Origin of the sequence: Streptomyces sp. WY228 (assembly GCF_019287315.1) — a bacterium.
Lineage (GTDB): Bacteria > Actinomycetota > Actinomycetes > Streptomycetales > Streptomycetaceae > Streptomyces > Streptomyces caviscabies.
This window is the reverse complement of the sequence record NZ_CP079114.1, coordinates 3,752,299-3,765,648: the sequence shown is the minus strand read 5'-3', so window position 1 is coordinate 3,765,648 and position 13,350 is coordinate 3,752,299. Positions and strand designations below refer to the sequence as shown.

Sequence of the window (13,350 nt, the reverse complement as noted above, 5' to 3'; positions counted from 1 at the left end):
ACAGTCATGGCCATCACCGATGACCTGCGCAAGACCCTCACCGACCCCACGCCCCTCTACTTCGCCGCCGGTACGGCCGACCTGGCCGTGCAGCAGGCGCGCAAGGTCCCGGCGCTGATCGAGCAGCTGCGGGCCGAGGCGCCCGAGCGGATCGACGCCGTGCGCAACACCGACCCCAAGGCCGTGCAGGAGAAGGTGACCACGCAGGCCAAGGAGGCCCAGGCCACCGTGCAGGCGAAGGTCACCGAGGTGTTCGGTTCGTTCGACGCCGCCGACCTGAAGAAGCTGGGCGAGAGCGCTCAGGATCTGGCGCTGCGCAGTGTGGGCGTGGCCGCCGAGTACGCGATCAAGGCCCGCGAGACGTACGAGAAGGTCGCCGAGCACGGCGAGCAGACCGTACGGACCTGGCGCGGGGAGACCGCGGAGGAGATCGTCGAGATCGCCGCCGTCGTCGAGGCCGAGCCGAAGAGCCAGGCGACGAGCCGGCCGAAGGCGAGCCCCAAGGCCGCGCCCGTCGCCAAGCCCGCCGCCGCCACGAAGGCCACGCCCGTCGCCCCGGCCAAGCCCGCCGCCACGAAGGCCGCGCCCGCCGCCCCGGTGAAGTCCGCCGAGGCCAAGGCCGCACCGGCCAAGAAGACGCCCGCGCCGCGCAAGCCCGCGGCCCGGAAGACCCCGCCGGCCGACGGCAAGTGACCCTCACGGGTCCTTGCCCGACGCGGTACGCGTGACCGGGACGCGGGGCGGGCACCTTTACGGGTGGCCGGTTCGTTGTCCCGGTACCTTGGCCCTCTCGGCCGCAGGGCGCTCATCCACTCACTAGGCGGTACACAGCATGTTGCTCTCAGGATTCGGCACGATTCTCCAGCTGCTCTATCTGGCGATGCTGGTGCTGGCCGTGGTCGCGTTCGTCTTCGCGGCGACCGCCCGTGAGGACGCCTACCGTGCCGCCGACAAGAAGAAGAAGTCGTTCTGGCTGATCATCCTCGGCATCGCCGTAGCGGTGAACCTGCTCATCCCGATGCTCTTCCTGCAGCTCGCGGGCGTGGTCGCGTCGATCGTGTTCATGGTCGACGTGCGCCCCGCGCTCAAGGAGGTCTCCGGTGGCGGCGGTGGCCGCAGGGGCGGCTCCAGCAGCGACGGCCCGTACGGTCCCTACAACGGCGGGCGCTGAACGCCCAGAGGGCGTCCGCTCACGGATGACGCGGGGTGGGAGCGCGGTGCGCTGCCGCCCCATCGTCGTATCCGCTCCGGATCGCGGCCCAGCAGCAGGACCGCCACATCGTCGGTCAGCTCGCCGCCGTTCAGCTCCCGCACCTCGGCGACGGCCGCCTCCAGCAGCTCCTCGCCCGCCAGGCCCTGCTCCAGTCGGCCGTTGACCATCGCGACCATGCCGTCCTGGCCGAGCCGCTCGCTGCCGCCGGTCCCCACGCGCCCCTCGATGAGCCCGTCGGTGTACATCATCAGGCTCCACGCGCCGCCCAGCTCCACCTGCCGGCGCGGCCAGCGGGCCCGCGGCAGCAGCCCCAGCGCCGGGCCGCCGTCCTCGTACGGGAGCAGCCGGGCCGGCCGGCCGTGGCGGGCGAGCAGCGGTGCGGGGTGGCCGGCCAGGCAGAGTCCGGCGCGCCGCCCGTCGGGGGCGATGTCGACGGTGCAGAGCGTCGCGAAGATCTCCTCGCTCTGCCGCTCGTGCTCCAGGACCTGCTGGAGCGTGGAGAGCAGCTCGTCCCCGCACAGCCCGGCCAGGGTCAGCGCCCGCCAGGCGATCCGCAGCTCGACGCCGAGCGCCGCCTCGTCCGGGCCGTGACCGCAGACATCGCCGATCATCGCGTGCACCGTGCCGTCCGGGGTGCGGACGACGTCGTAGAAGTCGCCGCCGAGGAGGGCGCGGCTGCGGCCGGGGCGGTAGCGGGCGGCGAAGCTCAGGCCGGAGCCGTCCAGCAGCGGCGTGGGCAGCAGGCCGCGTTCCAGGCGGGCGTTCTCCTGGGCGCGCAGCCGGGACTCGGTCAGCTGGTGCTGGGCGATGTCGGCGCGCTTGCGCTCCACGGCGTAGCGGATGGCGCGGCTCAGCACGCGCGCGTCCAGCTCGCCCCGGAAGAGGTAGTCCTGCGCCCCGACGCGTACCGCCTCGGCCGCCAGCTCCGTGTCGTCCTCGGCGGTCAGCGCGAGGACCGCGTGCAGCGGGGCGATCCGGAGTACGTGGGTGAGGGCCGCCAGCTCGTCGGCCCGCCCGGAGACCGGGCCGTCGCCGGGGCCGCTGTCGGAGCCCGTGACCGGCAGCGCGAGGTCCAGCAGGATGCAGTCGACGTCGTCGGTGAGCAGCCGGGCGGCCTCGGTGAGGTTGCGGGCGGTACGGATACGGACCCGGGTGCCGGCCGCCGCCGAGAGCTCGGGGACGGTGATGGTGGTGCCCGCCGGGTCGTCCTCGATCACCAGCAGGGTGAGGTCGCCGTGCGAGGTCTCCGCAGCGGGCACGGAGCGCTGCTGCGGTACGGGTACGGGCATCGGTTCGTGTTTCCTTCCCTCCCCCCGAGGGCGCGGCGGGTCGACGATCGACGATCCGCCAGTCGGGGACGATAGCGGTCCGCGGTGGGGGAACGGAATGGCGCACGGGAACCGGCCCCTGTCATATGCGCCGTCATAAGCCGCGTCCCGACACGGATCAGGCGCGATGGACCGCCGTACGGGCGGGGAAGCGCCCATGACAAACATCACGCGCCCGCGAACGGCGGCGTGGCCCCGCTCACATGGCCCCGCTCACAGGGCGTCGCTCGCCGCGGCCTCGCTCATGCGGCCCCGCTCACAGGGCGTCGCTCGCCGCAGCCTCGCTCATGCGGCGCTGCTCGCGCAGCGTCGCTCGCGCGGTCCCGTGCTTCGGACCTTCCGCCGGGTCCTACTTGTCCGGGCGGACCACGCCGAGGATCTTCATCGAGCCCGCGCCCGCCAGCGTGACGTTGCGGCCGGGGCGCGGGGCGTGGACGATCGCGCCGTCGCCGACGTACATCCCGACATGGCTGGCGTCGGCGTGGTAGATGATCAGGTCGCCGGGGCGCATGTCCTGGATGTCGATGCGCGGCAGCAGCCGCCACTGCTCCTGTGAGGTGCGCGGGATCGGCCGCTTCGCCGCCAGCCAGGCCTGGGAGGTCAGACCGGAGCAGTCGTACGAACCCGGGCCCTCCGCTCCCCAGACGTACGGCTTGCCTATCTGGGCCGTCGCGAAGGCCACCGCCGCCGCTCCGGCCTCGCTCGCTTCGCCGCTGACGTCCTTGACCGCGCCGGAGGAGAGCCAGGCCGTCTGCGCCTTGTCCGCGGCGTCCCGTTCCAGCTGCAGGAGCCGGTCGCGCTCCTTCTTCTCCAGCTGCGATTCGAGCTTCTCCGCCGCTTTGATCTGGGCGTTGATCTTCTTCTTGGCCTTGGCCTGCTTGACCCGGTTGGTCTCCAGCTTCTCCCAGTTGGCGCTGGCGTCCTGGGTGTACGTCTCCAGGTCCTGCTGCGTCTGGTTCAGGTCGGACAGGAGCGACTTGGAGGCCTGCTGGCTCTGGCGGACCTTGTTGATCCCGTCCAGGAAGAGCTTCGGGTCGTTGCTCAGGGCCAGCTGCGCGCCGGGCGGCAGACCGCCGTTGCGGTACTGCTCGCGGGCCTGGGCGCCGGCCCGGTCCTTCAGCGCGGCGATCCGCGCCTGGCCGTCGACGATCGCCTTGGCCAGCTTCACGATCTCGCCGGACTGCTTCTTCGTCTGCTCCTCGGCGAGGTTGTACGCGTCCGTCGCCGCGCCCGCCTTCCGGTACAGCGTCTCGATCTGCTCGCGGACCTTTTCGAGCTCCGCGGTGGAGTAGCGGGGCGTCGGGCCGGCGGGGGAGGAAGAAGAAGGGGAGGGCGAGGGGTCCGGGACGGGGGCGGCCATGGCCTGGCCCGTGGACGTCAGCAGGGCCAGCGCACAGACCAGCGTGATGGCGGCAGTGGCGCAGTGGCGTCGGTTCACGGGCTCCCCCTCCGGACACGTACCTGACTTACCGTCAGTAACTTCTGGGCGACGTCGCGATCGTGCCATGTCGTCCTCCAAAGCAACAGAGGTCCACGGCACCCGGTACGTCACATACCGCCCGCACGGGGCTACTTCGTCATCCCCACCCACAGGGACGAACGATGCCACCGAGGCGTTCCCGGAACGGCCGACTTCTGCCCTTCCGGGCAGTTGTTCAGCGGCTGTTGGGCCGCAGGGCGTCCCACGGCACGGTGATCTCGCCCTGGCGCCACCGCCGTACCCCGTCCGTCACCGGCCAGTCGGCCGCCACCGCGCGCACGGCCGCGATCCAGCGCTGCCGTGCGCCGAGCGAGGCGTACGGGGAGGCCGCCGCCCAGGCCCGGTCGAAGTCCCGCAGGAACGCGTGGACCGGCTCGCCCGGCACATTGCGGTGGATCAGCGCCTTCGGCAGCCGTTCCGCGAGGTCGGAGGGGCGCTCCAGCGAGCCGAGCCGGGTCGCGAAGGTGACCGTGCGCGGACCCTCGGGCCCCAGGGCCACCCAGACGTGCCGGCGGCCGATCTCGTCGCAGGTGCCCTCGACCAGGATTCCGTCCGGGGCGAGGCGGGAACACAGCCGCGCCCAGACCTCGGCGACCTGCTCCTCGTCGTACTGGCGCAGCACGTTGGCGGCCCGGATGAGCAGGGGCCGGACCTCCAGCGGAACCTCGAAGCCGCCGTGCACGAAGGTGAGGCCCTCGCGTTCGTACGGTTTCGCCGCCGCGACCCGCTCCGGGTCGATCTCGATGCCCGCCACCACGGTGCGCGGCTCGGCGGTGCGCAGCCGGTCCAGCAGCTCGACGGCGGTCCAGGGGGCCGCCCCGTACCCGAGATCGACGGCCACGGGCGTCCCGGCGCGGCGCAGGGCGGGGCCGTGCGCGTCGGCGATCCAGCGGTCCATGCGGCGCAGCCGGTTCGGGTTGGTGGTCCCGCGGGTGGCGGTGCCGATGGGGCGCTGGCGCATGGGTCGAGCGTATGCGACGGGGTCGGTCCGGGGTTCTGGGCGGCGGCCCGGCCCGTACCCGCAGGGCCGGTGGCCCGGCCCGTACGCGAAGAGCTCCGGCGGCCCGGCCCGTGCCGGGCGACGCGCCGCCCGGCAACGTAATGATTTGGCAAAGCCGGAAATGAAAGGTCGGATTCCGCTGTTCTCGCCCTTCGGAGGGTCAGCGTGCCCTCTCCACGGCATGCCCCGAACGAGGAGGACCGACGAGGTGAGCCAGTACGTCTCCCGGCTCGGCTCCACCCGGACGGCCGCGCGCCTGAGGTTCCCCGGAGGCTTCTCCGGGGTCTCCCGCAAGCCGCGCCGCATCGCGATGCTCTCCGTGCACACGTCCCCGCTCCACCAGCCCGGCACGGGCGACGCGGGCGGGATGAACGTCTACATCGTCGAACTGGCCAAACGCCTCGCCGCGATCAACATCGAGGTCGAGATCTTCACCCGGGCGACCACCGGCTCCCTGCCCCCCGAGGTCGAGCTGGCCCCCGGAGTCCTGGTCCGGCACGTCGACGCCGGTCCGTACGAGGGCCTGGCCAAGGAGGACCTGCCCGCCCAGCTCTGCGCGTTCACGCACGGCGTGATGCAGGCCTGGGCCGGTCAGCGCCCCGGCTACTACGACCTCGTGCACTCCCACTACTGGCTCTCCGGCCAGGTCGGCTGGCTCGCCGCCCAGCGCTGGGGCGTTCCGCTCGTGCACGCCATGCACACCATGGCCAAGGTCAAGAACGCCGCGCTCGCCGAGGGCGACACCCCGGAGCCGGCCGCCCGCGTCATCGGCGAGACTCAGATCGTGAACGCCTCCGACCGGCTGATCGCCAACACCGCCGAGGAGGCCGACGAACTCGTCCGCTTCTACGACGCCGACCCCTCGTCCGTCGCCGTCGTGCACCCCGGCGTCAATCTGGACCGCTTCCGCCCCGCCGACGGCCGCGCCGCCGCACGGGCCCGGCTCGGTCTGCCGCAGGACGCGCTGATCCCGCTCTTCGCGGGCCGCATCCAGCCGCTGAAGGCCCCGGACGTGCTGCTGCGCGCGGTGGCCGTGCTCCTGGACCGGGATCCGTCGCTGCGGTCCCGCATCGTCGTGCCGGTGGTCGGTGGCCCGAGCGGCAGCGGGCTCGCCAAGCCGGAGGGGCTGCAGAAGCTGGCCGCCCGCCTCGGCATCGCCGACGTCGTACGGTTCTGTCCGCCGGTGGGCCAGGACCGGCTCGCCGACTGGTTCCGGGCCGCGTCGGTGCTGGTCATGCCGTCGTACAGCGAGTCCTTCGGCCTGGTCGCCATAGAAGCCCAGGCCACCGGTACGCCGGTGGTCGCGGCGGCCGTGGGCGGGCTGCCGGTGGCGGTGCGCGACGGGATCGGCGGCTTCCTGGTGCCGGGGCACGAGCCGGAGGCGTACGCCCGCGCGCTCGGGCGGTTCGCGGACGCGCCGGAGCTGGTCGAGCGGATGGGGGCGGCCGCCGCGGCGCACGCCCAGTCCTTCGGCTGGGACACGGCCGCGTCGGCGACAGCCGACGTGTACACCGCCGCGCTCGCCGACCACCGCCGCCGGGCCACGGCGCACCACGGCTGAGCCGGGCCCCGTCGCACCACGGCCGAGGCCGCTCCTGCCGCCCGCACCGGGCTGTCGTACGCTCGCTGCATGGCTGACGTACCCGACGAGACAGCAGCGGCCCAGGTCATCGAGGCGACGCTGAACGACGCCGGGCTCGTATGGGAGAGCCCGGGGCCCGGCAACTACGTCGTGACGCTGCCCGGCACCCGCAAGCTGTCGACGACCTGTTCGCTGATCGTCGGCAAGCACTCGCTCTCCCTCAACGCGTTCGTCGTCCGGCACCCCGACGAGAACGACGCCGAGGTGCACCGCTGGCTGCTGGAGCGCAACCTCCGTCTGTTCGGCGTGAGTTACGCGATCGACTCGCTCGGCGACGTCTATCTGGTCGGCAAGCTGCCGCTGTCGGTGGTCACCGCCGAGGAGCTGGACCGGCTGTTCGGCGTGGTGCTCGAAGCGGCCGACGGGGCGTTCAACACCCTCCTGGAGCTCGGTTTCGCGAGCTCGATCCGCAAGGAGTACGCGTGGCGGGTGTCGCGCGGTGAGTCCACGCGGAACCTGGACGCGTTCAGCCACCTGACCCGGGGCGCGTCCGACAACTGACGCTCGCCTCCACGGCTTTCTCCCGTCCTCCTCCGGCTTTCTCTCCCGCTTCCGCTCGGCGGCGCAGGGGTCTTTCCCTGCGTCGCCGAGTCGTGCCATGCTCACCGCCAACGCACACATGAACGTCATTCACATACATGAAAGGCGGTTCGGGTATGGCGACGCATCGGGGGACGGGAAGCGGCGGCCTCGGCGGGGGCGATGTCGCCAGACGCGCGGTCCTCGGCAGCGCCGCGGCCGTCGCGGCGGCCGTCGTGACCGGAACCGCCACCGGAGCGGCCGCCGCCTCAGGGTCGGCCCGATCACCGGCGGTCCGGGCGCCGGAAGCCCGGCCGGCCGGAGCGTCGGCGGCCTCCCGCCCGGTCCGGGATGCCGCCCTCTGGCGGGAGTTCGCCGCCGCCCCCTTCACCCACCCCCAGATCCCCTTCGTCGGCCGCGCGGGTTATCGCGCCGGATCCCCACTCCCGCGCCGCCCTTCCGCCGGCGAGCGCCCCCGGGGCCTCGTCATCGACGTCGTACGCGACCACGGGGCCCGCCCCGACGGATCCGCCGACGCCGCGCCCGCGATCAACCGCGCCATCGCCGCCGCCGGAGAACGCGGCGGCGGCACGGTGACCGTCCCGGCCGGGAAGTACCGCATCGACGACATCATCCGCATCGGCCACAGCGACGTCGTGGTGCGCGGCGCGGGCAGCGGCGCGACGACGCTGTACGCGACCCGCAGTCTCACCGAGCTGATCGGCGCGTACGGCAGCCGGTACGGCGGCGACAAGTCCAGCTGGTCCTGGGCCGGCGGGCTGATCTGGCTCTGTCCGAAGGGTCGTTGGGCCTCACTGACCGACGCGATCCGCGCCCGGGAATGGCCCTTCGAGGGCTGGACCGGCAACCGCCGCGACGCCTGGCGCACCCTCGCCACCCCGGCCCCCGCCCGCCGGGGCGACCGCGCGATCACCGTCCCCGCCGCCGACGCCCGGAATCTTCGGCCCCGGCAACTCGTCCTCCTCCGCCTCGCCGACGACCCCGGACACACGCTGCTCCAGCACATGGCGGGCGACGGCGAGGGTGCGCGGACCTACGTCTGGGCCGACAAGACCAAGCTGACCTCGTACGTGCCCTATGAATGGCCGGTCCGCGTCACCGCCGTACAGGGCCGCCGGATCACCCTGGAACGCCCGCTTCCGCTCGATCTGCGCCCCGAGTGGGACCCCCGGCTGACGACCCTCGTCACGCCGCTCACCGGGTCCGGCGTCGAGGGTCAACGGCCCGCGTGCTGGACCCAACGGCCTCGCGTTCCAGTGCGCGTACGACTGCTGGGCCGACGACGTCACCGTCCGGCACGTCGACAACGGCTTCGGCCTGATCGGCGCGTCCGCCTGCACCCTGCGCCGTACGACGGTGGAGGGGCGCGGGGCGCACCACCCGTACTACTGCCGCGAGGGCTCGCACGACAACCTGATCGAGGACTTCACCGTCGCGGCCCGCACCACCCCCGCGCCCTCCGGAACCCAGCTCCACGGCATCAACGTCGAGGGCCTGTCCAGCTACAACGTCTGGTCGCGCGGCCGGATGGAGATGGGCACGTTCGACTCGCACCGGGGGATGCCGTTCGCCAATGTGCGCACCGACATCACGGTGAACAACAACGGCGTCCACGGCGGCGACGCCAGCGCGGGCCCGCTCTTCGGGGCGCGCTTCACGCACTGGAACATCCGGGTCACCAACGAACGGGCCGGGCTGATGAGGATCGACGGCCTCGCCCCGTACAGCGCGACCGTGGGCATCAACGAGGTACGGGAGTTCGGCCAGATCGACGTCCCCGACTTCACCGGCGACCTGCACACCCGCCTGGAGGCGTACGGGAGCCCGGAGGCGATCCGCCCGGTCAACCTGTACGAGGCACAGCGAGCCGTGCGCCTGCGCTGAGGAGCCGCCAACTCCCGGGCCCGGCCGGACACGAGGATGACGCTCCTCGCGACGGCGACGGCGACGGCGGCGGCGGGCTCGCGCCGGACGGTCCCACCGAGCGCGAACCGGAGGGTTGTACAGCGGCTCCCCACAGTGCGTTCACAGGATGATCACAGCAGAATCACGATCGCGGGAGGAGGTCGCCGGGCCGATCATCGCTCACAGGTTCGATCGTAAGGTGTGGATCACTGCGACGGTCCGTCCCAGACGGCGTCGAAGTGCCGCGCGGGGGAGGGGCGGTCGCTCCCCGAACCGGAGAGAAGAACCATGCGCGCCACTGCCGTACGCCGTACCGCCCTCGCCGCCTCCGCGGCCGCCCTCGCCCTGCTGGTCACCGCCTGCGGCGGCGGCTCGTCGGACGCCGACGCCAAGGGCGGGAAGGACGACAAGGGCACCGCGGGCGGCGGCAGCTCGGCCCCGAAGACCCCGGCCAAGGCGCTCACCGCCGCCGAGCTGGAGAAGGCCACGCTCGCCCAGGGCGATGTGGAGGGCCGCAAGGTCACCGAGGCGGGTCCGGACGACGAGGTTCCGGCCGATGGTGTGACCGTCGACAAGAAGGAGTGCCTGCCGGTCGCCCATGCCATGTACGGCGTGGCGCAGAAGGGTTCGGTGGCCACCACCAAGCGCAAGGTGATCGACGAGCCGAAGAAGACCGACGGCAAGAAGTCGCTGGAGGACCTGAAGGACGGCGGGGCGGAGGACGCGTTCAAGGACGCCTTCAACCTGACGTCCACGTTCGTCGCGCTGAACTCGTACGAGGGGACGGCGGGCCCGGACGCCTTCGCCGCGCTGAAGAAGGCCGCGGCGGACTGCGCGGGCGGCTTCACCGCCACGGTCGCCGGCACGACGACGAAGTTCGCCTCGGTCACCGAGGAGAAGGTCACCGGCGGCGACGAGTCCGCGGCCTGGACGGTCACCTCCGACGACGGCGGCGACCAGGCCCCGTTCAAGCTGGTGGCGCTGCGCAAGGAGGGCTCCGTGGCGACGTTCTTCGCCTTCAACCTGGCGGCGGCGGGCGGCGGCGTGACGTTCGAGGTGCCGGTGGAGGTCGTGGCGGCGCAGGACAAGAAGCTCGCCTGACGGCGGACGTGACGCCCCTGCCCTGAGCGTCCTTGAGCTGCCCTGTGCCGCACGCTCAGGGCAGGGGCACGAGCCGGACGACGGTGACGGTCAGCACGGACCGGGAGACGTAGTAGAGGACGATGGCCCCGGAGACGGTCGCCTCGCGCCGGTCCCGTTCGCTCTTGACGGCGGTCGAGGCGTGGCCGTACGGCTCCTCGCCGAGGGTGCGGGCCATCTCGTCCCGGAAGGACTCGCCGCCGCGCATCTTGGCCAGGGTGTCGTCGGCGGGCGGTGCGTAGGAGATGCGGAAGCTCAAGCGACGCTCCGCCTCTCGGCCTCGTCCCGCGCGAGCCGGTCCAGGATCTTCTCGGCCTCGGGATCGGGCACGGCCTCCAGCATCCAGTGCCGCATGACGGCCTGGATCTCGTGCACCCCGGCCTCGTTGATCGCGAGGTCGAACTCCTCGCGTCTCTCCTCGGGCAGCGCGGCCCGGATGTCCGGGATGCTGTTGGGCACGTCGACCTCGGTACCGCCGACGAAGGTCTTCAGAGACTCACCCATGATCGCTCTCCTCGATCTCCTTGCCCTGGAAGCAGACGGACGGTTCGGGCCCACCGTAGTGCGTACGAAGGGCGTTTCGGCCGACCCGGACGGGCACGGATCGGCCACGGATCAGGCGGGACGCGGCACTTCCCGCTCAGCCCTTCCCGAGCCTCGCCGCGACCCGGTCGCGCAGGAGCGCGTACTCCTCCTGGAGCCGCGGCAGCTCGCCGGGCGGCCGGGCTACGACCTCGCCGCCCACGACGACCTCCTCGGGCCCGAACTGCTCCCGGGTCAGATCGACCTCGACGCCCAGACCCAGCCGGTTCCACCAGTGGAAGTCGGTGCGCACCCCGTCGACATGCACCTCGCCCCGGACCAGCTCCCCGCCGAGCAGGTCGTTGAGCACCATGGCGGTGACCCCGCACTGATCGCGCGCCGGATTGTCCGGAGTCCAGCGGTCGCGGTACTCCGGGGTGCAGGTCTCGGCGCTCCAACTGCTGCGCAGGGCCTGTTCGATGTCGGTGGGCAGGTGGACGGTCATGGTGGCCATCGTGGCAGGGGGCACTGACAGCGCGCCCGCGCCGCCGTCCGCCGGGGCGTATCAGCTGCCGTCGGCGACCGTACGGCGGTCACGCCGCCGCCTGACCAGGAGGACGGCAAGGTGCACCGCGGTGCAGGCCGCGGAGACGCCGGCCAACACCCGTACGTAGAGAGGGCTTCCGGAACTCGCCGCCGCCCAGAACGCCACGACGGTCAGGAACGCAAGGTAACCCGGTGTGTCGAGATACGACCGCTTCTCGGTCACTGCCCACCCCGCTCCTTCATCCTGCTGTCCAGCGACACCATTGTCCCCATGGCCCCGGGCGTCCCCGGAATTGCGTCGACAGACGTCCCGGCCGCCCGGCAGAGTGGTCGCCCGTGACCAGCAGCGAACTGTGGACCCGAGAGACCGCCGACCGCTACGACGCCGAGGAGGCCGAGAGCTCCTCGCCCGCCGCCCTCGGACCCACCCTCGACTTCCTCGCCGAACTCGCCGGGGACGGACGGGCCCTGGAGTTCGCCATCGGCACCGGCCGCGTGGGCGTGCCGCTGCGGCAACGCGGCGTACCGGTGACGGGCATCGAACTCTCCGAGCCGATGGCGGCGGTGCTCCGCCGCAAGGCCGACGAGGACACCCTCCCGGTGGTCATCGGCGACATGGCCACCACGGTCGTCCCCGGCGAGTTCACCCTGGTCTACCTCGTCTACAACACCATCGGGAACCTGCTCACCCAGGACGAACAGGTCGCATGCTTCGAGAACGCGGCCCGCCATCTGGTACCCGGCGGCCGGTTCGTCATCGAACTGACCGTGCCGCCCCTGCGGTTCCTGCCGCCCGGCCAGGCCGCGGTGCCGTTCGACGTGTCCGAGCGGCACCTCGGCTTCGACACCTTCGACCTGGTCGAGCAGACCCTCGTCTCGCACCACTTCACCCGCGACGGCGACGACGGCCGCTACCGCCGAGGCACCTGCCGCCAGCGCTACGCCTGGCCGGCCGAGCTGGACCTGATGGCCCGCATCGCGGGGCTGGAGCTGGAGAGCCGGGTCGAGGACTGGGACGGGACGCCCTTCGGCCCGGACTCGGCCAAGCACGTCTCGGTGTGGCGCAATCCGGTGGCCTGAGGCACAGCGGCCCCGGAGCACCGACGAGCCCCCTGCCCGCGGGAAAACCGCCGGCAGGGGGCTCGGTGATGAGGAGAAGGCCGGGCTACTTCTTCTTGCCCTGGTTCTTCACGGCCTCGATGGCCGCCTTCGCCGCGTCCGGGTCGAGGTACGTGCCGCCCGGCTTCAGCGGCTTGAAGTCGGCGTCCAGTTCGTACGAGAGCGGGATGCCGGTCGGGATGTTGAGGCCCGAGATGTCCTCGTCCGAGATGCCGTCCAGGTGCTTCACCAGGCCGCGGAGGCTGTTGCCGTGGGCGGCGACCAGGACCGTGCGGCCCGTGAGGAGGTCCGGGACGATGCTGTCGAACCAGTACGGGAGCATGCGGACGACGACGTCCTTCAGGCACTCCGTGTCCGGGCGCAGCTCCGGAGGGAGGGTCGCGTAGCGCGGGTCGTCGAACTGGCTGTACTCGTCGTCGCGGGCCAGCGGCGGCGGCGGGGTGTCGTACGAGCGGCGCCACAGCATGAACTGCTCCTCGCCGAACTCGGCGAGCGTCTGCGCCTTGTCCTTGCCCTGGAGCGCGCCGTAGTGGCGCTCGTTCAGGCGCCAGGAGCGGCGGACCGGGATCCAGAGGCGGTCGGCGGACTCCAGGGCCAGCTGGGCGGTCCGGATCGCGCGGCGCTGGAGGGAGGTGTGCAGGACGTCGGGGAGCAGACCGGCGTCCTTGAGCAGCTCACCGCCGCGGACTGCTTCCTTCTCGCCCTTTTCGGTGAGGTTGACGTCCACCCAACCGGTGAACAGGTTCTTCGCGTTCCATTCGCTCTCGCCGTGGCGGAGGAGGATCAGCTTGTACGGTGCGTCGGCCATGAGTCCGAGCGTAATCGAACCCGTGCGGCCTCCGCGCGCCCGCCCGGAACGCGGACAGGGGCGGGCCGGACGGGCCCGCCGACCGGCGGATTGACGGTCGGCGTCAA

General features: G+C 72.3%; 14 protein-coding genes and 1 pseudogene. 7 read left to right on the top strand and 8 right to left on the bottom strand.

The annotated features are described in order from the left end of the window. Nucleotides 1-6 precede the first annotated feature (6 nt). Together KV381_RS16405 and KV381_RS16400 are read left to right on the top strand one after the other, a co-directional pair. A complete protein-coding gene (locus KV381_RS16405; RefSeq protein ID WP_218785476.1) occupies nt 7-693 on the top strand; it encodes a hypothetical protein in 687 nt (228 codons plus the stop codon). Nucleotides 694-832: 139 nt separating this feature from the next. After that, entirely contained in the window at nt 833-1,171 is a 339-nt protein-coding gene (locus tag KV381_RS16400) for a DUF2516 family protein (RefSeq protein ID WP_030078320.1), read from the top strand. Here the strand turns inward: KV381_RS16400 and KV381_RS16395 are convergent. The 3 genes from KV381_RS16395 to KV381_RS16385 all read right to left on the bottom strand — a co-directional run bounded on the left by KV381_RS16395 (nt 1,153) and on the right by KV381_RS16385 (nt 4,982). Beyond that, complete coding sequence (locus tag KV381_RS16395) at nt 1,153-2,502, bottom strand: PP2C family protein-serine/threonine phosphatase (protein WP_218785474.1); 1,350 nt, start codon at nt 2,500-2,502, stop codon at nt 1,153-1,155. The two genes, KV381_RS16400 and KV381_RS16395, sit on opposite strands and share 19 nt — an antisense overlap. Nucleotides 2,503-2,890: 388 nt before the next feature. Continuing rightward, entirely contained in the window at nt 2,891-3,979 is a 1,089-nt protein-coding gene (locus KV381_RS16390; protein WP_218785473.1) for a C40 family peptidase, read from the bottom strand. 217 nt (nt 3,980-4,196) lie between these two features. Beyond that, complete coding sequence (locus KV381_RS16385; RefSeq protein ID WP_030078316.1) at nt 4,197-4,982, bottom strand: methylase; 786 nt, start codon at nt 4,980-4,982, stop codon at nt 4,197-4,199. Nucleotides 4,983-5,229: 247 nt separating this feature from the next. Between KV381_RS16385 and mshA the strand changes: the two genes are divergently transcribed. From mshA to KV381_RS16365, 4 genes and pseudogenes are all read left to right on the top strand, one after another. After that, entirely contained in the window at nt 5,230-6,582 is a 1,353-nt protein-coding gene (gene mshA, locus KV381_RS16380; protein ID WP_030078314.1) for a D-inositol-3-phosphate glycosyltransferase, read from the top strand. Between the two features lie 69 nt (nt 6,583-6,651). After that, a complete protein-coding gene (locus KV381_RS16375; RefSeq protein WP_030078312.1) occupies nt 6,652-7,164 on the top strand; it encodes a YbjN domain-containing protein in 513 nt (170 codons plus the stop codon). A gap of 155 nt (nt 7,165-7,319) precedes the next feature. Continuing rightward, nucleotides 7,320-9,087, top strand: a pseudogene (locus KV381_RS16370) (glycosyl hydrolase family 28-related protein). A gap of 309 nt (nt 9,088-9,396) precedes the next feature. Further along, nucleotides 9,397-10,209 carry a hypothetical protein gene (locus tag KV381_RS16365; protein ID WP_086777632.1) on the top strand — a complete coding sequence of 271 codons (813 nt, stop codon included), beginning with the start codon at nt 9,397-9,399 and terminating at the stop codon, nt 10,207-10,209. A 55-nt stretch (nt 10,210-10,264) separates the two neighbouring features. Here the strand turns inward: KV381_RS16365 and KV381_RS16360 are convergent, their stop codons facing one another. The 4 genes from KV381_RS16360 to KV381_RS16345 form a co-directional block, all read right to left on the bottom strand. Next, nucleotides 10,265-10,507 carry a hypothetical protein gene (locus KV381_RS16360; protein WP_030078306.1) on the bottom strand — a complete coding sequence of 81 codons (243 nt, stop codon included), beginning with the start codon at nt 10,505-10,507 and terminating at the stop codon, nt 10,265-10,267. Beyond that, on the bottom strand, nt 10,504-10,752 hold the full coding sequence (locus KV381_RS16355) for a hypothetical protein (RefSeq protein ID WP_030078304.1): 249 nt from the start codon (nt 10,750-10,752) through the stop codon (nt 10,504-10,506). Before KV381_RS16355 ends, KV381_RS16360 begins: the two co-directional genes overlap by 4 nt. Nucleotides 10,753-10,888: 136 nt before the next feature. Then, entirely contained in the window at nt 10,889-11,275 is a 387-nt protein-coding gene (locus KV381_RS16350; protein WP_218785472.1) for a hypothetical protein, read from the bottom strand. 60 nt (nt 11,276-11,335) lie between these two features. Continuing rightward, a complete protein-coding gene (locus KV381_RS16345) occupies nt 11,336-11,539 on the bottom strand; it encodes a hypothetical protein (protein WP_218785471.1) in 204 nt (67 codons plus the stop codon). Nucleotides 11,540-11,652: 113 nt separating this feature from the next. On the opposite strand from KV381_RS16345, the gene KV381_RS16340 reads away from it, so the two are divergent. Continuing rightward, nucleotides 11,653-12,396: a class I SAM-dependent methyltransferase gene (locus KV381_RS16340; protein WP_218785470.1), complete on the top strand. Its 744-nt coding sequence runs from the start codon at nt 11,653-11,655 to the stop codon at nt 12,394-12,396. A gap of 85 nt (nt 12,397-12,481) precedes the next feature. On the opposite strand, the gene KV381_RS16335 is transcribed toward KV381_RS16340, so the two are convergent. Continuing rightward, nucleotides 12,482-13,243 carry a phosphoglyceromutase gene (locus tag KV381_RS16335; RefSeq protein WP_030078295.1) on the bottom strand — a complete coding sequence of 254 codons (762 nt, stop codon included), beginning with the start codon at nt 13,241-13,243 and terminating at the stop codon, nt 12,482-12,484. Nucleotides 13,244-13,350: the final 107 nt, after the last annotated feature.

Excerpts from the sequence above, each read along its gene's own strand:
- KV381_RS16350 (WP_218785472.1), bottom strand. The coding sequence starts at position 11,275 with ATGACCGTCCACCTGCCCACCGACATCGAACAGGCCCTGCGCAGCAGT.
- KV381_RS16395 (WP_218785474.1), bottom strand. The coding sequence starts at position 2,502 with ATGCCCGTACCCGTACCGCAGCAGCGCTCCGTGCCCGCTGCGGAGACC.
- KV381_RS16400 (WP_030078320.1), top strand. The coding sequence starts at position 833 with ATGTTGCTCTCAGGATTCGGCACGATTCTCCAGCTGCTCTATCTGGCG.
- KV381_RS16365 (WP_086777632.1), top strand. The coding sequence starts at position 9,397 with ATGCGCGCCACTGCCGTACGCCGTACCGCCCTCGCCGCCTCCGCGGCC.
- KV381_RS16405 (WP_218785476.1), top strand. The coding sequence starts at position 7 with ATGGCCATCACCGATGACCTGCGCAAGACCCTCACCGACCCCACGCCC.
- KV381_RS16335 (WP_030078295.1), bottom strand. The coding sequence starts at position 13,243 with ATGGCCGACGCACCGTACAAGCTGATCCTCCTCCGCCACGGCGAGAGC.
- KV381_RS16385 (WP_030078316.1), bottom strand. The coding sequence starts at position 4,982 with ATGCGCCAGCGCCCCATCGGCACCGCCACCCGCGGGACCACCAACCCG.
- KV381_RS16355 (WP_030078304.1), bottom strand. The coding sequence starts at position 10,752 with ATGGGTGAGTCTCTGAAGACCTTCGTCGGCGGTACCGAGGTCGACGTG.
- KV381_RS16375 (WP_030078312.1), top strand. The coding sequence starts at position 6,652 with ATGGCTGACGTACCCGACGAGACAGCAGCGGCCCAGGTCATCGAGGCG.